Raw genomic sequence first — 19,662 nt, forward strand, 5'->3', positions numbered from 1 at the left:
GGGGAAGTCTGGTCGACCTCAGCATGATGCAAAGGTCGACACCCGATTTATCGTTCGCTGATTGGCGTAACCTTTCTTGGCTCGCTACCAATATAATCAGCACTTGGGCGAATGATTCGATTGTTATCGCGTTGTTCCATCACATGCGCAGCCCAACCAGTTAAGCGTGAACACACAAATATCGGTGTAAATAGTTTGGTCGGGATCCCCATGAAGTGATACGCCGAAGCATGGAAGAAGTCGGCGTTACAAAATAGCTTTTTGGTATCCCACATGTATTCTTCACAAGCCACCGAAATGTCATAAAGCGAACTATCACCAAATTCCTTCGAAAGCTGTTCAGACCATGCCTTGATAATCACATTACGCGGATCCGACTCACGATAAACCGCATGGCCAAAGCCCATGATTTTTTCTTTACGCTCTAGCATGCCTGCCATTTGTGTTTTGGCATCGGCTGGCGAGCTAAATTTTTGGATCATTTCCATAGCCGCCTCATTGGCACCGCCATGCAAAGGTCCACGCAGTGAGCCAATAGCTGCTGTAATACAAGAATACATATCTGACAATGTCGATGCACAAACACGCGCGGTAAAGGTCGATGCATTAAATTCATGCTCTGCATAGAGAATTAAAGACACATCAATGACACGACGATGAAGCTCTGATGGCGTTTTACCCGTTAATAAACGTAAAAAGTGACCACCGATGGTGTCTTCATCAGACACACAGTCAATTTCCACACCCTCATGAGAATAGCGATACCAATAAGTCATAATCGCCGGGAATGCTGCTAAAAGGCGATTTGCAGCCTTATTTTGTTGGCTGAAATCAACTTCTGGCTCTAAGTTACCCAAAAACGATGCGCCGGTACGCATCACATCCATCGGATGCGCATCTGCAGGAATACGTTGTAAAACTTCCTTCAACGCTTTTGGTAAGTCACGCATCGGCTTCAACTCGGCTTTGTATGTCTCGAGTTGATCAAATGTGGGTAATTCACCATTGAAAAGTAAGTACGCGACTTCTTCGAATGTTGCGTTCTCGGCTAAGTCAGAAACATCATAACCACAATAGGTTAATCCACTTCCTGATTTACCAACGGTACATAGTTTGGTTTCGCCTGCGCTTTGGCCACGTAAGCCAGCGCCCGATAGTTTCTTATCAACCATGATTATTTACTCCATAAAGTAGCGGCTAGTGCTATCTGTTTATTTGATTATTTTTATATTATTTTTGTCTGTGTTGTGTCGGGCGCGCTCCAAAGACCAGAGTGAAGCACGCGTTCACAGCAACACATCAATGGGTTTGAGCTATTTGTTCTTGCCTTCACTAAAAAGCGAGTCAAGTTTCTGTTCATAGTCGTGGTATCCAAGATAGTCATAAAGATCCATTCGGGTCTGCATGATATCGATGACGGCTTTTTGGTCACCATCTCGTAACAACGTCTGATAAACAGTTTCTGCTGCTTTATTCATTGCACGGAACGCAGACAACGGATATAGCACCATCGCGCAGCCCCATGCACCTAACTGTTCTTTATTCCACAACTCGGTCTGACCAAACTCTGTAATATTGGCTAGCACAGGTACATCTAGCGCTTCAGTAAACGCTCGGTAGTGCTCTTCGGTTTTCACCGCTTCGGCAAAGATGCCATCAGCGCCAGCTTCTACATATGCTTTTGCTCGGGCAATCGCTGCCTCTAAACCTTCTTGGGCAAACGCATCGGTACGAGCCATGATGAAAAAGTCAGGGTCTGTTCTGGCATCCACAGCAGCACGAATTCGATCAACCATTTCTTCAGTCGACACCACTTCTTTATTGGGACGGTGACCACAACGTTTTTGAGCAACTTGATCTTCCATATGCACTGCTGCAGCACCGGCTTTTTCCATATCTCGAATGGTTTTGGCGATATTAAAAGCGCCACCCCAACCGGTATCAATATCGACAAGCAGCGGTAAATCACAAGCTGCAGTAATACGTTGAACATCGACTAAAACATCATTTAAAGAAGTCATGCCAAGATCCGGTAGACCATAGGAAGCATTCGCAACCCCGCCTCCAGAAAGATATATCGCTTGATGTCCAACTTGCTTGGCCATCATCGCCGTATATGCGTTAATCGTTCCAACAATCTGTAGTGGTTGATTGTCCGCTAACGCTTGACGAAATTTTTTACCTGCACTCATGGCTTATTCTCTCTATGTCATGGGTTAAACCCGAATCTTAACAAGGGCTAAGTTCCTGAATTTAACTTCGTTTCTATACTGTTTTTTGAATAAAGAATGTGGCGACGCATTAATATTTCCGCCAACTCAGGGTCGCGCTGTGTAATAGCACGAACGATATTTTTATGTTCATCGAAAGCACTATTAACTCGAGGGCCAGCCATTCCTAGCTGAACTCGATACATTCGAACAAGGTGATAAATGCCATCAATGAGCATACGGATTAGGTGTTGATTTTTGCTGCCCACAATAATTCGGTAGTGAAAATCAACATCACCCGCTTCTTGATAGTAGGATTCGTCCGATTGGACTTGATCAAATTGCGATTCTAATAATTGTGCGAGATCATTCACCTCATCGTCAGTCATGTTGGTCGCAGCTAAGCGGGCCGCCATACCTTCCAATGATTCACGGACTTGATAAAGCTCAACTAACCCTTCAGGTGTGAGCGATACAACGCGCGCACCAACATTAGGCTTTCGTTCCACGAGGTGACAGGATGCTAAACGATTGATTGCTTCACGAATGACAGCTCGGCTTACCGCGTATTTTGTCGACAATTCTGCTTCACTGAGTTTCGAACCCGATGGCACTCGCCCTTCAACGATATCTTTTCTTAATAAAAAGAATGTTTTATCTGCAATCGTTACGGGTTGTTCTTTAAAGAAAGTCATAAATTTCGCAAATACTTATTTAGAACATTGTCGACAATATAGCGCCACATTGAGACATAGATCAAGTTAAAAGCACTTATTGTCGACAAAAGTATAGGTTGGCTATGCAATAACGCATGACTCATCCGCCAGTACGAAGCCATTCGTCCCAAATACGAGCATGAAATCACAAAACATGACTTGACCCTTCGAACTAGAGACCCCATTAGTCATTGAATTTAAACAGGTAATTCATTCATTCTGATTAAAGCAATGAGTTAAGCTGATAAGTCTTGGTTTACGTATGCAACATAAAATTTTGATCATCAGCGCAAACTGAAAAGAAGAAGAAACAAAGAAAGTCTTTTCGTTAACGGATTGATTTACGGTAAACTAACGCCTGATAAACTAGGTACCCATCGAACATAGCACTCAGCTGTGTTCTTGGTCGTGTTGAAAGTACAACAGGCAAGGCTGTTAAAGCTAAGTTGCAGTAAAGGGATCTATGACGCACTCAAGAAATACATTTAGCAATAACTATCAATCGATTCGAGGTTTTACCCTCATTGAGCTTGTGGTTGTCATCATTATCCTCGCGATTATCGGTGTTGTTGTTGCTCCTAAATTTATGTCATTAACCCGAGATAGTTATCAAGCAAATATGCAAGGCGTTGCTGGAGCAATAAAAAGCGCAACCGCTTTAGTACATTCTAAATGTGTCGTTGACACCAGTTGCGACGAATCAGCCGCACCAGCAGCCGGCAACGGTCTTGGCAATCGTATTATCGTACAGGGTGAAAGCATTACCCTCGCCTATGGGTATCCACGCCACACGGCGGCCGGGATTGCTAGAGCGATTAATATTGAAGACTTTGCTGATGGCGGCGACTTTCGCCTTACCACGTATACAGCATCAGGTCGTCCTGGATTACGTATCCGCCCAAACCAACAGTACGACGCAAATGATTGTGAGATAAAATATTCCCAGCCCTTATCCGCCGGAGAAACACCTTTTATCAGTATTGATATCGACAACTGTTAACACGCCAAGCTAAATTTATCGCTCACAAAACTCTCCGACTATCCTCGGTCAATTGTTCATCGAATTCGCTAGCATTATTACCAATCTCGCTATGCAGCGACGCAAGCCTAATCTGGCTCCTCCTGTCTCCCCTAGCGATCAACCTGTTTCAAAGGACCTTTAATATGGCACGCGAACCCACTTGTACATTCATCCAACCCAATAATTGAATATGTCAAAGCAATGCACCCCGATGAGCGTGAATATATTCTATTACCAAGCCAGCGCTTTTAAGCGTATAAAAAGTAAGGGGGTGAGATCAAATCGCACAAATACATATGGTTACAAATTCAAAACAGGTTCGTTCTAACGATAACCATTCCTAACCAATAGCTTGTAAACGTCCGCCTTGAGTTCATTTAAAATCATCACAATACCGTCAAAACCCAGCGACGAACAAAATAACACATTACATACAACTGCTTAAAGACACTAAATGGTTGGCCGCAAACTGAACGCCGCCCTATAAAATGAATCCTCAATAGCCTGTATCAGTAAAAACAACGACACTTTTAATGTGAATACCTATTTACATATCGTCATGCGCCTGTATATGATGTGACCAAGATCACAATCAATACCAGCGTGATCAACAAACCAAATGATGAAATCACAGCTTAAAAGGTAAGTTATGAATCCACCTTCTCTACAAAAGACAGCATTGACGGTCGCCCTAAAAATTGCACTCGCGACAGGATTGTTCGCTGCGCACCCTGCGAATGCTGAAACCAGTACCAGTCAAATTCATAACCAACATGGGAATCATGAAATAGCCTCCCCCATGCAAACGACGAAAAAGCTGAAAGAGAAGCTGAAGCCTTCAAGTAAAAACTTCATCATTTATGATCAGTCTGTCATCGCAATCCACAACGTAACGTTAGTTGATGGAACCGGTTCACCAGCAAAACATAATCAAACTCTTGTCATGACTAACGGCAATATTTCCCAAGTTGGTGACAGTAAACACGTAAAAATCCCAGAAGGCGCGGTACAAATTGATGGTCAGGGTCATACGATCATCCCTGGGCTTGTGATGATGCACGAACATATGTTCTATCCAACAGGTAAAGCTAACTATACCGAGATGCTATATAGCTTCCCTCGCTTATATCTGGCAGGGGGCGCAACAACGATCCGTACCGCTGGAACAACGGCACCGTATGCTGATTTAAGTCTGAAAGATGCTATTCAATCTGGTAAAACCATTGGTCCCGATATGGATGTCACTGCACCATACCTTAACGGACCCGGCCTGCCCATTTTGAAAATGAAGCCTTTACGAGATGTCGAAAACGCAAAAACGATGATGAAATATTGGATTTCTGAAGGCGTGACATCATACAAAGCATATATGCATATCCGACAAGATGAATTAGCAGCAGTAATTCAGCAAGCGCATAAACAGGATCATAAAGTCACCGCGCATTTATGTTCGATTACCTACCGAGAAGCCGCAGAACTGGGAATAGATAACCTTGAGCATGGCTTTTTTGCTGCTACAGATTTTGTAAAAGACAAAGAAAAAAACAAGTGCCCTTCAAATGCGCACCAATCGCTGGTCGATCTTGACATCAACAGCAAAGAAGTTGATGACTTAATCGCACTGCTTATCGAAAAAGACGTCACGCTTACCTCTACTTTAACTGTTTTTGAAACCCTCACTAAAGGGCGCCCTAAAGCATACCCCAAAGCACTTGATGCGCTCATTCACCAAGTTCGCGATCAGTATGAGTCTCGCTGGGAAAAAATTGCAGCCCAAGAGAACGCAACATGGCCGATTGTATTTGACAAGATGATGAAGCTAGAGAAAAAGTTTGTTGAGGCTGGCGGTAAGTTAATGGCGGGAACGGATCCTACCGGATATGGGGGTGTTATTGCCGGGTTCTCAAACCAGCGTGTTGTTGAACTTCTTGTCGAAGCAGGCTTTACCATTGAGCAAGCTGTACAGATTTCAAGCTTAAATGCTGCTAAATATTTGGAGCGAGAGCAAACAATCGGTTCACTTACTGTCGGAAAGCGAGCAGACTTAGTCCTGCTGCAAGGCGATCTCAGCCAAGACGTCTCTGCAATACAGCAAATGAAAGTCGTGTTTAAACAAGGTAAAGGCTACGACAGTGAAGCCATCATTGCCGATACCAAAGCCGTCGTCGGTTTACACTAGATGATTGCCGAATGATTTCGTCATTATCACTCAAGTCCACCGTGGCACTTCTGAAAGACGGCGCGGCGGACTAAATCTTTGTTAATACCGAGAATCGATGCTCATAAAAACAGTGGCAAGTCGTTAATCAAACTGGTCACTGTTTTTAATCAATTCAACACAGGACAAAACGCAGCCTCATGTACCACAAAGCGCAAATTGACCTGCTGACCCAAACTCAATCACAGCCCCCCACCCTGACTTCAATGAAAAAACCAACACCGGTTATCACATCGTCACAAGATTTGCCCTCACAAAGTCTCGCTAAACCTTGTTCAGATCATATGGATCGCACGAGCTAATATTTTTATGTTGCTGTTTTAAATCAAAAACCGCATTATTTAGTGGCACACTAATGCAAACGACTTAGAGCCATAGAATATGCCTTCGAATGCGATCATCCTACCGCAGCAACAACGTAGTCAAGAAACCCAACGCCGGTTACTGGATGCGCTGCATCATTGCTTACAAACCAAATTTTTTGAGCATATCAGCATAAAAGAGCTCGCTGAGCACGCAGATGTTTCGGTCGGTACCTTCTATCGACGCTTTAAAAATAAAGAGTCCTTGTTACCTCTACTTTACCAGGACTTCGGCAATGACTTGCTGCAATGGACACAATCACTCGAAGAAACCTCCTACACTTCGCTCGATCATGCCATTGAGGATATCACTCTAGAAACATTTCGATTTTTATCCAGTCGCAAAAGCATATTTAGAACATTGCACCTTAATGCTCGCCTCCACACAGAACTTGTTGATTCAGACAAAATTGTCGACCGCAAAGTTGTTTATAAGCGCCTTGCTGCAATATTTCTGCGCTTCGAACAACAAATGCATGCTCAACATCGGGAAGAAACCGCAGGAGTCATGGTCTATACCCTAGTCACCACCCTACTCGACAAGGTGCTATATCCAAATGTAACCCCAGCAATCGCAAGCGATCTCGATGCCAAAGCGTTCACCGCCGAACTCACTCGCATGCTAAAAGCCTATACAGGCTCGCGCTAACATCTAAGCCCGCCCTTCTGGCAAATACTGGTCGCTTTTAAAATGTATAAAAGCTCAGTGTGCAACGATTCTTCAATTGCAACAAAACGCTATTTGGCTGCATCATAAGCAGCTTGTAGCCAGGTGATTAGCTCCGAGTCGACTTCTGAAACATCTGCAATACGAACTTTGTAGTTACACATCTGTCCAGCAGCTAAAGCTTTTAATCGTGGGCTATCTGGTAGCTGTTTTACATTCAAACCCAGCTCGACTTGCGTGTTAGTGGCGGGGCCAACCAAACAAAATTGTTTACGACGCCGATAGCTAATATTGGCCTTTTTAGGTGCCGTCTCAAACTCACCCAAATTTGCCAGCGCCTTGGAAATTTGTTGATGAATCGGTAGTAAATGCTGCTTTTTATCAACGTAGATCCGCTGAAACGCCTGACTTTCACTTTCTGCGTCATCGGTCGCAAATGCGCCACTTTTCTTCGCATAATGCACCACAACATTCGCATCTCCGTGTCCTAACCCATGATCAGACTTTAACATTTTCACTAATTCACCATGTTTTTGCGCTTCGCTACTCAACACAATATGACTCAGTGCTTGCAACGTCTGACCGCTGCGTTGTTCAATATTGTTTAACTGGGTTTCTAGTGCTTTATCCATTGTTGCCATCATCGCTCCTAGTTGCATCATTAGTCTAAGCTTGCTTTAACTCTAGCCTGAATTCGCGTATAGATGAACTATGATTCATTGGTTAGCCAACACGTTAACGAGGCGAATTCCAAAATTCAGGGAATTTATATCGGTTTTAATTCGCATAACCTGACGCATCAAAGGTATCGAGTTCAAAAAGAAGATGATTAAGAAGTTTTAAGAGGCCATCATCAGCGAACTAATATGTGAGGGAACACAATGCACGAACACGTCGCACTATTATTGTCAGTTTTGTTGCTTCTTATTTATGGTCTAATATCAAAAGTCGCCGAAAAATCTCCCATCACCGCGCCAATGGTATTTTTAGGCACAGGGCTTTTGTTTAGTACTTTTGGCTTCAACCTCACCCAAGTTCATATTGAAACCAACGTCTTAAAATTACTAGCGGAACTGACGTTAGTCATCATCTTATTTGTCGATGCAAGTTTGATCCGCTTTAACCACCTAATCAATGTATTGCGCGGCATACCTGCTCGACTATTAGGGATCGGTATGCCACTCACCATGCTTTGCGGCTGGTGTGTTGGTGTCCTGTTATTCCCAAATTGGAGCTATTGGAGTATTACGCTCGTTGCGCTCATCCTCGCACCGACTGATGCAGCTTTAGGTCAAGCGGTTGTAAAATCCCCCCATGTCCCTCAAAACATTCGCGATGGCATTAGTGTAGAAAGCGGTTTAAACGATGGACTCGCACTGCCAGTGATTTTGATCTGTATTGCCGCACTTTCATCCGATGCAGCGGTCTTTCAGGGGGATGGCCATTGGTTTAGTTATATCGCACTACAATTAACTTTGGGTCCCATTATCGGTGCCCTAGTTGGTTATGTTGGAGGCAAATTGATTGAATTTGCTTCTCAAAGAGACTGGATGGAGCCAGTATTCCAAAGCCTATCTGCTCTTTCTTTGTCCATACTAGCTTTTGCTTTTGCTGAAATATTGCATGGCAATGGATTTATCGCGGCCTTTTTCGCTGGATTAATGCTTGGGGTTAAAAAGCCACAAGTACGCGAGCGTATTCAGGAGTTTGGCGAGGCACAAGGTCAATTCCTATCACTCACCATATTTCTAGTGGTCGGCTTAGTTGCTGTGCCACTATTTGCGGAATATTGGACGTGGAAAGTGTGGCTTTATGCCTTTCTCAGTTTAACCGTGATCAGGATGCTTCCTGTGTTACTGGGACTCAAAGGATTAAAAGTTAACACTTATTCAAAATTATTTATTGGATGGTTTGGTCCACGAGGCATCGCATCATTACTTTATGTACTTATCGTCATCGCAGAACTTGGGTTACAAAATTATCAAGGGCAACTCAGTGTTATTATTCTTACAGTGACCTTGAGTACTTTTTTGCATGGCATCTCTGCCATTCCGTTAAGCTTAAAGTTTAAGCGCTATGACGCTTAAACGCTGCGGTAAACCACCCGCTTAACGGATAGATAAAGGCGATCCGCTTTTACTATGCTCACTGCCAATCGTTCAAGAAAATACGATGTATGAATCGCGGAAAAAACAATAAACTAACTCAATTCTTTTTCAATTGCGTAAATATCATCATCAATGGATTCAACGCGTGCTTCAAAGATCGCACGAGCATCATGAAGCCCGCGGTTATAGTAATATGCCCCCATTTCCTTGGCGAAGAAGTCTAAAAGAAATTCAGCATCGAACTGCTCAAGCTCTTGGTTGAGCTCACGATCAAAGTAAGACTGAAGCTTAGTCACCATGCGTTCCGTTTCTGCATGAGTAAACTCAATTTTGGCCATATTATTCTGTTCCTTAACAATTATTGGGTTCTATAAACCAGTCGACATTGGCATTTGATGTTTAGCGTTTAGCGGCTTGTGATGTAGCCGAACAACGAGGGCCAACATTAGCACACCAAAATAAGCCAATACCGACAAGTAAAACACCAAAAGCAGAACGCTCTCCTTGAATGCCACTGACGTAGATCAATGGTACTGCAGCCATAGCGATTGAGACAACGAGATATAGAACCCTTTGCTTACCATTTGACTCATATATACATTTTCGCCACTTATGTAGGAAAAGAGTACCAAACGGCAAATACACCAACATGAAGATTTCAAACATGCTCATCTCTTCCTGACACGAATACATCATGACTCCCCACAAAGATGCTGATCTCCAATCAATCGTGGGTTAGCTGAAGCCAGAGCCATCTTAGTTTTGTTAAAGAAACTAAAAATTGGAGATCAGCATGAGCTGACATTACATAATTTTCATAAGCTTAAATACTCACAAAGAGTTCATCCAAGTGACCTATATTGGACATCACTTCATTATGGTAACAGCGGGCCAAGAGCGTGCACGAAACTTGATTGCGGAATATCAAGAATGGTAATGGGACCCTGGGGTCTCCTAAAGACCCAACACCAAAAATCCAAAACCATTTTACTTTTGTTCAACACCTTCGTCTCTGATGAAGCGTCCCTATAAAAACCAAAATTGATGCAACCATGTTACCAATGTTACACAGTTGTTAACCCCAGTTTGTTGTGCTAGTGTCAAAACGTCCTAAGAGAAATATTTAAAATGATTCAGGGCAATCAAAATCGGGTATCAAAATTTTTATTTCAAATTGGTGGAGCAAAATTTCATGAAATTATCAAAGATTTCTAGTGCCATTATTGCGTTGACAGTTGGCATGTTAGGAACAGCATCTGCAGCTGATGATCGTTATGTAATTCAAGTCGATAATAGTAAAAAGGGCGTCGTTAAGGCGCTTGCTAAAAAACTTGGTGGGCAAATCCACATCGATGGAGAAGGCTTTTTCTCGGCCAGTTTTTCGGGAAAAGATCTAGCTCAAGTAAAGGGATTGCTAAACAACCCCCATGTAAAGCTGGTGGAAGAAGATCAACGTCGCCATCTGATGGCGCAATATAATGATGATAGCGGCAACCCGATGACTCAACAAATTACACCTTATGCCGTGTATCAGTCGCAAGCTGACCAACTTTCCTTTAATGCTGCCGCAGGAACAAAAGTATGCGTCATCGACTCAGGTCTTGACCGTAGCAACCCAGATTTTGAATGGAATAACATTAGCGGTGATAACGATTCTGGTACCGGAAATTGGGATGAAAATGGTGGCCCCCATGGCACCCATGTTGCCGGAACCATCGGTGCCGCCGATAATAATCTTGGTGTTATTGGTATGGCGCCAGGTGTCGACATGCACATCATCAAAGTATTTAACGCAGATGGTTGGGGTTACTCTTCAGATTTGGCCCATGCAGCTAACCTTTGTAGCCAAGCTGGAGCAAATATTATCAGTATGAGTTTAGGTGGTGGCGGTTCAAACTCTACCGAGTCTAACGCATTTAAAGCATTTTCAGAGGCTGGGGGCCTTGTTGTCGCCGCCGCAGGTAATGATGGGAATAATGTTCGATCCTACCCCGCAGGCTACCCTTCAGTGATGATGGTCGGCGCAAACGACGCAGACAATAACATTGCTGATTTTTCCCAGTTTCCGACTTGTACAACAGGAAAAGGGCGACGCGCTGTAACGGATAAGAAAACCTGTGTTGAAGTAACAGCAGGTGGTGTTGATACACTTTCAACCTACCCAGCAGGCATGGCGACCTCTGCCAATATGACGGCAAACGATGTCGCGTACGCTTCATCTGCTATGGAAAATTCCGGCAATGCATCTGGTAACAGTTACTACATGGGAACGGCAGAAGCAACCGATGGTGGTGCAAACGGAAACATTTGTGTAATCGACCGAGGAGTTATTTCTTTCCATGACAAAGTAGCGAACTGTGAAGCATCTGGCGGCATTGGTGCTGTCATCATCAATAATGAAGCCGGAATGCTATACGGCACATTGGGTGACACCAATACAACCACTATCCCTGCCGTTGGTGCGGCATTTGAAGACCGCTCTGCATTAGTCGCTGCTTCTAGTATGAGCATTGACATTGGCACTTCTGACTATGGTTTAATGAGTGGTACTTCGATGGCAACACCAGCTGTATCAGGTGTTGCAGCATTAGTGTGGTCGAATCATTCCGGATGTACAGGTGAACAAATACGAGATGCGCTAAAAGCCACCGCTCAAGATGGTGGTGCTTCAGGTCATGATGTTTACTTTGGTGATGGTATTGTCAAAGCAGCCGCAGCAGATGCTTACCTAACGCAACAAGGTTGTGGTGGGGGGGTTACTCCGCCACCAACTGGTGATATTACGCTCACCGCTTCGACCGGCACAAGCAAAGGTAAACCAGTTGTTAATTTGACGTTTGATGGCGCTGCAACCAGTAACGTCGACATCTACCGCAATGGCTCCTTGTTGGTCACAACAACAAATGATGGCAGCTACCGTGATAGTTTTGGTAAGCGAGATTCAGGAACATACACATATAAAGTGTGTGATGAAGGGTCATCTAATTGTAGTGTCGATGTCACAGTCACTTTCTAAGAAAGTTCGAGTACGATAACAACGAAAGGTCAGCATTTGCTGACCTTTTTATTGAACCAATACACATAGCAAAATATTTCTCGTCATGCCAAATAGTACATCATACCAAACTAAGCCCTTGATCTATGGTAAGGCCCCACTTCCCTAAACACTTTCTAAGTTCCGAAACCAAACGTATTCCACCTTTCTAACCTTAATAATAAAAATGCGTCGCTATTTGATCTAATATTCAAAATCAAACGATTGACGTTTTTTCAAACACTCAGGCTTACAAACAAAGTAGTATCCGATAAAATCAAATTTTAATATCAGACATGTTTTTTCACGACAAAGTCATTCCTCCAATAAATAAGAAGGTCCACCATGAAAACAGTTAAAACTCTTCTTGCTTTTTCCTTATCGGGCTTACTTGTAGCATGTGGTGGTAGCAGTGACGACACTACTGCACCGCAAACGGGACTATTTAGCTTAGGGGTGTCAGATAACCCGAGTGACGCAAAAGAAGTGACTGTAGCTTTCAAGCAAGTCGTACTGAAAAATGATTCTGGCAGCATTTCATTCGATGTGTCTAACAATGGCGCATTAAAACAAGTCAATTTACTCGAATTTCAAGGTACAGCCGTTGAAACTTTAGTGAGCGGTCAGAGTATCCCCATTGGCGAATACCAATTGTGTATTTACATGCAAAAAAGCGAAACGCCAAATGCCGAGAGCTCTTTTATTAAAACCATGGATGACAACCTCTATGGATTGACCACCAACAGCAATGGTACTTGTGGGGGTGTCGGCGCAGAGGATACTGACACAGGCCGTTTATTTTTCAATAAAACATTTACCATTGCTGCTGGTACAAACAGCTTTGTCGCCGAATTTGACCTAAACAGCGGCTTACAAGACCCCCACGGCAATAAAGACTACTGGACGTTAAAACCCACGTCAGTACAACTACATAATAATGCTGAAGTCGGCGCTATCAAAGGAGATATCCCCTCAGAACTCGCGGCACAATGTGAAAATGCAGCTGGCGGTAGCCTCTTTAGTCATGCAGCCTATTTGTATCCAAATAGTACAGCGCTCGACAACATGAACGATTTTAGAAGTGATACAGCTGAGGCACCACAAATAGCACCAATTGCTTCCGCCAGAGTCAACGATATTACGGACGAGAGTAATCAAGTCATTGGCCAAAACTATGAATTTGGTTTCGTCGTTGCAGGCAGCTACAGTGTAGGTTACACCTGTGTAGCCCAAAATGACGATCCTGATGTCAATAACAACCCAGATGATGCAGAACAGCCTTTCTTTATCCATGCAGATAAACAAACAGTGACTGTGACTAATGGCACTGTGGCCAATGGTGATTTTGCTGCCCCCGTTGCTCCATAATCATAGGCGTCTTGCTTTATACCAAATAAAGTTGGCTTTAAAGAAGGCATCTATATTGGATGCCTTCTTTCCTTACTTACAGATCACATAGGTCCACTGCCTTAGCCAGGCCGTAACATTTCAGGCCATGTGGCTGCTAAGCACAGCATCAAGCGCGTTGACCAATTATTCTTATTGATTGGGCCGATGTTCGTGAACAATTAAGGTTGATGACTTTGCGTGCGTCCATCAGTGTTCAAGGTCGGAGTGTGACTCTCTACAAGCGCACGTTTTTGTTTGAAGCTAAGCCTGTAGAGATAGCAATTCCCCGCGCAGCCACAACCGTTTTCTTGAAGAGTTGGCAAACGTTTTACCAAAGCATTGCTGCCCTTTAATCGTTACTGATGCGGGCTATCGAAATACCTGGTTTTCTCAAGTCGCTAAACTAGGCTGGTTCTGGCTAGGGCGTGTACGTGGTGATGTCAGCGACCAACATTCGGGCAAACACCAATGGCACTCCTACAAGTCTCTTTACCCCACGGCAACAAACAAAGCCAAGTACATCGGCAGTGTAAAGCTTGCCCGTAAGCGTCCATTGCAATGCCACCCGGCATCGGCCAGTATTGTCGATTATGCGGCTAGGAAAAGAAGTTCGGAAGAGGAAAAACTACAAGATAACAGAGCAACATTTACGCTGGGCGATGCATGAATACATCAAGTTGGTTCACACTGCCGGAAGACCTGAATTTTGAGGGGATCCCCCAGCGCACCTATTAAACGGCCCAGACTTGCTGGCTATAATTGCGAGGCACGAGCCAAAGCGAGCGAGTATGGGTCCGGTTGAATGGTTTGTTAGGTTTACTTACCACGGTACACCATTTAATTCTGCAAACAACGCACAAAATAACATTAAGAAAAATGGAACCGAGGTCCCTACAAGAACTTTTCTTGAACAAACTTTCCACTTGCACGCCACGAAAAGCAAATAAGGTAAAAATAAGACTGTGCTATATAAAACCATGAACGCCACAATATACAGGAACTCATGCCTCAAAGGTGCATCCGGTTTCATCAAGTATTCGATACAAAAGATTGTGGCAAATGCTGCTAGCGGCCACATAAATATACTCAGTGCAATTAACAACTTTTCGAATCTATTCAAAATTGCATCCTTGTAATCCTAACGCCCTGTTAAGGGGCTGATAATGTTTGACTAAAATGTGTAGCGAAGCGAAACCGAGCCAAACTTTAGCCGTCCCGCGATTAAACAGCTTGTTAGTAGTATTTTAATCTACTGAACTATCTTTCGTTGGTGCACGTTTTTTGATTATACCAAAGGATAAAAATACTACAGTAGAAATTAAAAACACTCCCGAGCCAGTAAAATCTTGTTCAAATACGTTGTAGATTAAACCTAAAAACATGATAAAAGATACAATTAAATAATTATTATATTTAGATGATGAATCGTTTTTCATTAACACTTCCCTTTGATTGGTAATGGATATTTTCCAATACTACTAACGCCCTCATTAATGGGCAAATAATTGTTGTCTAAAATAAGCGACGCTGGAGCAAACAGCCAACTGTTATTTGTCATGATTTAACAGCTTGTTAGCTGTACATTACGATAGTTATTGCATGCCAGCCATTTTATATAAAAAATACGCAAAGCCAGAAAATGCTAGAACACCAACAACTACCATGATTGTTAACGTTTTTGATTTTGTCATTGAATCTACAAGTGCAACTTCGGTTTGCATCCGAATAAGATCTAGATTGTCATTTGATTCTTTTAACTGAGGCTTACCACTCTTCTGTTCCATGAAAATATACTCCATTGGTTGATATGATACTTGTACTGCTAACGCCTCGTTTAGAGGCCTTTACGCAGTTGGCCAAAATTAACGAACGAAGTGAGGGAAAGCCAACTGTTAAAAGTCCCTGACTGCAACGGCTTGTTATGCGAATTACCACGCACAAACATTGCAGCCTTTGTTATGGTTATAGTCTTCAAGTTTTTTGATGCGCTGCAATTTATGCTGTAACCTACAACCTACACCAAGTGATTGAACGTAATTACCGCCTTTTTCTGATTCGGGGTAGTCAAAAAAACAATCCGCACTAACGTAGTTAGTCCACTTTTTTTGTGCATCCACTAATCTTTCTTTGTCTCCGTCTTTCAAGTAGTTAACTAAAGAATTATATTCATTAGTTAATAATACATCTGCACGTTTTTCTAATTTAGACAAGCAGTAATTTGAGTACTTATGACTAGTCATTTGACCACAAGTTTCCGATAACTCTTTTTTAAGTAACTTACTGCTGTCTTCTGCATTTGCAGTAAAAATAAATAATAATACCAAGTAGGTAATTTTATGCATGACTATCCTTATTCGCATAACGCCCCCGTTAAGGAGCAAATAGTGGTTGGCTAAAATTTTGGAGCGTAGCGACAAAAGCCAACCACTATTTGTCTGCTTGAACGGCTTGTTATGTGTTTTCTGCTAATTTATTTATTATTTTGTGAGCTTCCTTTAAACCTGCACCAGTCTCGTTGCGATATAACCTTATTGCTGTAAGTTTTTTACCTAGTTTAACAGCAGTTAACACCTCTTTAGATACATGAAGCTTTTCATCAAAGACGATGCCGTTATTTTCTAATAAAGTATCTATTTTATTCTCGATTATTCTTAGACGCTGATCTGATTTACCCATGGAAACTTGCCAAAGAATGAGGATTAATAGACCAATAAGGATTAAAGTATCTTCCATGCTACGATTTCTCCATTAACGCATAACGCCCGCATAAGGGACTGATAATGCTTGGCTATACTTGTACAGCGAAGCGGAACTGAGCCAAGCGTTAGCAGTCCCTTCACTTTATGCTCTTGTTATGTTGCTATTGTTTCGAATACTTTAAACATACCAAAACTTGCAAAAGCTATACCCCAGATTAACCCGAAAAGCCTAAGTTTACTATTTGCGTTTTGTGAGATTGCTACCATTGGACCGATACCAATTTTAAAGCCCAGCTTCCAAGAAAGGCACTTTTCTAGCCCCCACAAAAAGATAAACAAATAAACGCAGATAAGTGACTCATTTCCACGCTCTAAGTAGGCAAATAGAAAGAATAAAAGTAGGAATAGCACTGATAGTGAAAATATTATTTTTTGAAGCTTTATCAATGCTTGAACCTTCCTGGCAACATAACGCCGGCCGCAGCGGCTTGTAAAACTGGCAGTTGTTTTGCGGCTTTTTGCAAAACAAGTGACAGTTTTGCAAGTCCGATGCCGGCCCTTGTTAACTTTGTATTGCTGCATTAATAAACACCAAAAGAACCAATAATCCACCGAATATAAATTGCAGCAAGAATTTTTTCCGAGCTGATGATAACAATACCTTCATATTGTTATCATCACAGGAAAGGATGCCTTTCTTACCAAAGAACTCGTTCATAAATGTATAATCACTCATGAGCTGTAATTCAGTACTCGGATGGATTCCAAATATTTCCATCTTATTATCCTTAGAATACTTAACTATCCGTCTGAGATCTTTTACATAGGAATAAGATATTGTGGTTAGAACTCCAACCAAAATTAGTACTATTGTGATTAGCACGATCTCTCCTAGAAGTTAACGCTAAGCTAAGCGGAAAAATACTGTTAGGCTAAAGAGTGCGGGGCACGAGCGCGAGCTAACTGTAATTTTTCCGTTTGAGCGCCTTGTTATATTTTTGTTTGCGGTGTGATTTGTATTTTATAAACTTTTACGCCTTCAGTGCCAATTTCAATCGTTGCAGCTTGATTTACCGCTGTAACTAAAACAGGCTTTTCTTTGTGAACAAATGCACCGTCAGTATATGTATAGTAAATAGTTGAAAGTTTAACTGCTCCATTTTCAATAGTTGGGACTATATCGTATTTTACTTCACCATCAATTTGAGCTGTAAAACTTTCTTCTATCTGACCTTTTAATGTAATTGGTTTAACTAAATCGCCGTTAATATACATATCAAGTTTCAAAGTTACATCTTGATTGGCATAAGCCATAGAGGACATAGCCAAGGTACTTGCTACTAACACTTTATATAAACTTTTCATCATTCATCCTTAAATTTAATGTGCTCCATTGCACGATATAAAAAATATAACGCCACGCTAATGGGCAAATTACAGTTGGTTAAAATAGCGACGCAGGAGCAAAAACCAACTGTTATTTGTCCTGTTGAGCGCCTTGTTATGCTACGATTTCTGTAACAACTTTAGTTTTCACTGAGTTAGCAATGAAGCATTGTTCATGTGATTGATGGTGCATTTTTTCAAGTTGCTCCATCGTTGGTTTTTTATCACCAGAAAACTGTACGTGTGGTTTAAGTGTAACTTTAGTCATTGAAATTTTACCATCGCTATCTTTTTCCATAATACCAACAGCATCGTCTACATATGAATCAACAACATATTTTCTTTTTGCTGCAATTGATAAGAAAAACAACATGTGGCAGCTAGAAAGAGACGCAACAAATGCTTCTTCTGGATCTACATTTTCTTCAACAGAATAAGGTAAAGGAACTACGTGAGGCGAAGAAGAAGCTTGAACGGTTACACCACCATCAAAAATCCATTCATGTCCTCGGCTATATTTGTTATCAATATAACTTTCATTGCTATCTCTAACCCAATTGATTTTGGCAAAATACTCTGACATTTGAACTCCATTTATGAAAGTAGCCTAGACATAATGACTCCCCACTAAAGATGCTGATCTCCAATCAATCGTGGGTTAGCTGAAGCCAGAGCCATAATAGTTTTGTTAAAGAAACTAAAAATTGGAGATCAGCATGAGCAAACATAACATACTTTTCATAGGTTTAGACACTCACAAAGAATTTGTTGAAGTTGCCTATATTGAAGATCAACGCAGTGCGCAACCCATTCATTTGGGTCGTATTTCCAGCGCAAAAGCATCTATCACGAAACTGGTAAGGCAATTCCAATCGAAATACCCAAATGCCACACTCCATTTCGTCTACGAAGCGGGCCCATGTGGCTATTGGATTTACCGTTTACTCACCAGCTTGGGACACTGCTGTTACGTAATAGCCCCCTCCCTCATCCCCTAAAAGCCAGGCGAAAAAATCAAAACCGATAAACGGGATGCGATGAAGCTAGCCAAACTACTTAAAACCGAAGATCTCACTCCTATTTACGTTCCAGAGCCTGAAGATGAAGCCATTCGAGATTTATCTCGTGCACGCGAAACCGCAATGAAAGATCTCAAAGATGCCAAATACCAACTCAAAGCCCTATTGCTCAGAAATAACATTAATTACAAAGGCACGGCTAACTGGTCAATGCAGCACCTTCGCTGGCTAACCGAACTCATATTGCCACATCCCAGCCAACAGATTGTCTTGCAAGAATACCTACAAACCATTAATGAGCGTATTGCACGCTTAAAACGTTTGGATAATGAACTCGAGCACCATGTGAGAAACTGGCGTTACTACCCTGTTGTTCAAGCGATTCAGGCACTCAGAGGCGTCAGGTTACTGGTCGCTAGGGGCGTCGTAGCTGAGCTAGGTGACTTAACGCGATTCGATCATCCAAGGAAATTAATGAGCTATTTAGGCTTGGTGCCTTCAGAGCATTCGAGCGGCGGAAAACGAAATACTGGACCGATTACCAAATGCGGTAACGGGAGAGCGCGAAGGTTACTTGTCGAAGGCGCTCATTCTTATCGATACCCTGCCAACATTTCAACGGAGCTTCAAAAGCGACAAGAAGGCCTACCAAAGCAGATTGTCGATATCGCGTGGCAAGCACAGTTGAGGCTGTGCCGCCGATATCTGCGTCTCATGCACAAAGGCAAACATTACAATGTTGTTGTCACTGCGATTGCTAGAGAGATGATTGCCTATATTTGGGCCATCGCAAGAGAAATCGTTTTGACGCCGGTGAATACCAAGTTACGGAT

At 42.4% G+C, this 19,662-nt stretch carries 20 protein-coding genes and 2 pseudogenes; 8 read left to right on the forward strand and 14 right to left on the reverse strand.

Annotation, left to right across the window (positions count from 1 at the left end):
• Positions 1-47: 47 nt before the first annotated feature.
• The 3 genes from prpC to IEY18_RS15610 all read right to left on the reverse strand — a co-directional run bounded on the left by prpC (position 48) and on the right by IEY18_RS15610 (position 2,905).
• Entirely contained in the window at positions 48-1,172 is a 1,125-nt protein-coding gene (prpC, locus tag IEY18_RS15600; protein ID WP_188922527.1) for a bifunctional 2-methylcitrate synthase/citrate synthase, read from the reverse strand.
• A 141-nt stretch (positions 1,173-1,313) separates the two neighbouring features.
• Positions 1,314-2,192, reverse strand: coding sequence for a methylisocitrate lyase (prpB, locus tag IEY18_RS15605; protein WP_188922529.1), 879 nt, complete (start codon positions 2,190-2,192; stop codon positions 1,314-1,316).
• Positions 2,193-2,239: 47 nt separating this feature from the next.
• Complete coding sequence (locus IEY18_RS15610; RefSeq protein ID WP_188922531.1) at positions 2,240-2,905, reverse strand: GntR family transcriptional regulator; 666 nt, start codon at positions 2,903-2,905, stop codon at positions 2,240-2,242.
• A 484-nt stretch (positions 2,906-3,389) separates the two neighbouring features.
• Between IEY18_RS15610 and IEY18_RS15615 the strand changes: the two genes are divergently transcribed.
• From IEY18_RS15615 to IEY18_RS15625, 3 genes are all read left to right on the forward strand, one after another.
• Positions 3,390-3,926 carry a prepilin-type N-terminal cleavage/methylation domain-containing protein gene (locus IEY18_RS15615; protein WP_188922533.1) on the forward strand — a complete coding sequence of 179 codons (537 nt, stop codon included), beginning with the start codon at positions 3,390-3,392 and terminating at the stop codon, positions 3,924-3,926.
• A 670-nt stretch (positions 3,927-4,596) separates the two neighbouring features.
• Positions 4,597-6,126, forward strand: coding sequence for an amidohydrolase family protein (locus IEY18_RS15620; protein ID WP_229779981.1), 1,530 nt, complete (start codon positions 4,597-4,599; stop codon positions 6,124-6,126).
• Positions 6,127-6,546: 420 nt separating this feature from the next.
• Positions 6,547-7,176: a TetR/AcrR family transcriptional regulator gene (locus IEY18_RS15625; RefSeq protein WP_188922535.1), complete on the forward strand. Its 630-nt coding sequence runs from the start codon at positions 6,547-6,549 to the stop codon at positions 7,174-7,176.
• 89 nt (positions 7,177-7,265) lie between these two features.
• Here the strand turns inward: IEY18_RS15625 and IEY18_RS15630 are convergent, their stop codons facing one another.
• Positions 7,266-7,856, reverse strand: coding sequence for a DUF5655 domain-containing protein (locus IEY18_RS15630; RefSeq protein ID WP_229779983.1), 591 nt, complete (start codon positions 7,854-7,856; stop codon positions 7,266-7,268).
• Positions 7,857-8,075: 219 nt separating this feature from the next.
• Here IEY18_RS15630 and IEY18_RS15635 point away from each other — a divergent pair, with 219 nt between their 5' ends.
• Positions 8,076-9,281: a cation:proton antiporter gene (locus IEY18_RS15635; protein ID WP_188922537.1), complete on the forward strand. Its 1,206-nt coding sequence runs from the start codon at positions 8,076-8,078 to the stop codon at positions 9,279-9,281.
• A 113-nt stretch (positions 9,282-9,394) separates the two neighbouring features.
• On the opposite strand, the gene IEY18_RS15640 is transcribed toward IEY18_RS15635, so the two are convergent.
• Together IEY18_RS15640 and IEY18_RS15645 are read right to left on the reverse strand one after the other, a co-directional pair.
• Positions 9,395-9,640, reverse strand: coding sequence for a DUF2164 domain-containing protein (locus IEY18_RS15640; RefSeq protein WP_188922539.1), 246 nt, complete (start codon positions 9,638-9,640; stop codon positions 9,395-9,397).
• A 61-nt stretch (positions 9,641-9,701) separates the two neighbouring features.
• Entirely contained in the window at positions 9,702-9,968 is a 267-nt protein-coding gene (locus IEY18_RS15645; RefSeq protein WP_188922541.1) for a hypothetical protein, read from the reverse strand.
• A 526-nt stretch (positions 9,969-10,494) separates the two neighbouring features.
• Between IEY18_RS15645 and IEY18_RS15650 the strand changes: the two genes are divergently transcribed.
• From IEY18_RS15650 to IEY18_RS15660, 3 genes and pseudogenes are all read left to right on the forward strand, one after another.
• On the forward strand, positions 10,495-12,318 hold the full coding sequence (locus IEY18_RS15650) for a S8 family serine peptidase (RefSeq protein WP_188922543.1): 1,824 nt from the start codon (positions 10,495-10,497) through the stop codon (positions 12,316-12,318).
• 363 nt (positions 12,319-12,681) lie between these two features.
• Positions 12,682-13,704 (forward strand): DUF4382 domain-containing protein, encoded by a 1,023-nt coding sequence (locus tag IEY18_RS15655; RefSeq protein WP_188922545.1) that lies wholly within the window; start codon positions 12,682-12,684, stop codon positions 13,702-13,704.
• 161 nt (positions 13,705-13,865) lie between these two features.
• Positions 13,866-14,290 (forward strand): annotated as a pseudogene (locus IEY18_RS15660) (transposase family protein); the annotation flags it as partial.
• A 679-nt stretch (positions 14,291-14,969) separates the two neighbouring features.
• On the opposite strand, the gene IEY18_RS15665 reads toward IEY18_RS15660, so the two are convergent.
• The 8 genes from IEY18_RS15665 to IEY18_RS15700 all read right to left on the reverse strand — a co-directional run bounded on the left by IEY18_RS15665 (position 14,970) and on the right by IEY18_RS15700 (position 18,393).
• The gene (locus tag IEY18_RS15665; protein WP_188922546.1) at positions 14,970-15,161 is read right to left on the reverse strand and encodes a hypothetical protein; all 192 of its coding nucleotides are present in this window, start codon (positions 15,159-15,161) and stop codon (positions 14,970-14,972) included.
• A 156-nt stretch (positions 15,162-15,317) separates the two neighbouring features.
• Positions 15,318-15,509, reverse strand: a complete 192-nt coding sequence (locus IEY18_RS15670; protein WP_010556391.1) for a hypothetical protein — start codon at positions 15,507-15,509, stop codon at positions 15,318-15,320.
• 144 nt (positions 15,510-15,653) lie between these two features.
• Positions 15,654-16,067 (reverse strand): lysozyme inhibitor LprI family protein, encoded by a 414-nt coding sequence (locus tag IEY18_RS15675; RefSeq protein ID WP_188922548.1) that lies wholly within the window; start codon positions 16,065-16,067, stop codon positions 15,654-15,656.
• Between the two features lie 109 nt (positions 16,068-16,176).
• Entirely contained in the window at positions 16,177-16,458 is a 282-nt protein-coding gene (locus tag IEY18_RS15680; RefSeq protein ID WP_188922550.1) for a hypothetical protein, read from the reverse strand.
• A 119-nt stretch (positions 16,459-16,577) separates the two neighbouring features.
• Positions 16,578-17,006: a hypothetical protein gene (locus IEY18_RS15685; protein ID WP_188922551.1), complete on the reverse strand. Its 429-nt coding sequence runs from the start codon at positions 17,004-17,006 to the stop codon at positions 16,578-16,580.
• Positions 16,987-17,202, reverse strand: a complete 216-nt coding sequence (locus IEY18_RS15690; RefSeq protein WP_188922553.1) for a hypothetical protein — start codon at positions 17,200-17,202, stop codon at positions 16,987-16,989. Before IEY18_RS15690 ends, IEY18_RS15685 begins: the two co-directional genes overlap by 20 nt.
• A gap of 212 nt (positions 17,203-17,414) precedes the next feature.
• A complete protein-coding gene (locus tag IEY18_RS15695) occupies positions 17,415-17,789 on the reverse strand; it encodes a hypothetical protein (protein ID WP_188922555.1) in 375 nt (124 codons plus the stop codon).
• A gap of 136 nt (positions 17,790-17,925) precedes the next feature.
• The gene (locus IEY18_RS15700) at positions 17,926-18,393 is read right to left on the reverse strand and encodes an OsmC family protein (protein ID WP_188922557.1); all 468 of its coding nucleotides are present in this window, start codon (positions 18,391-18,393) and stop codon (positions 17,926-17,928) included.
• 133 nt (positions 18,394-18,526) lie between these two features.
• Here IEY18_RS15700 and IEY18_RS15705 point away from each other — a divergent pair.
• Positions 18,527-19,662: pseudogene (locus IEY18_RS15705) on the forward strand (IS110 family RNA-guided transposase); the annotation flags it as partial.

It is taken from the genome of Shewanella gelidii, assembly GCF_014647855.1.
In the GTDB taxonomy this organism is placed as follows: domain Bacteria; phylum Pseudomonadota; class Gammaproteobacteria; order Enterobacterales; family Shewanellaceae; genus Shewanella; species Shewanella gelidii.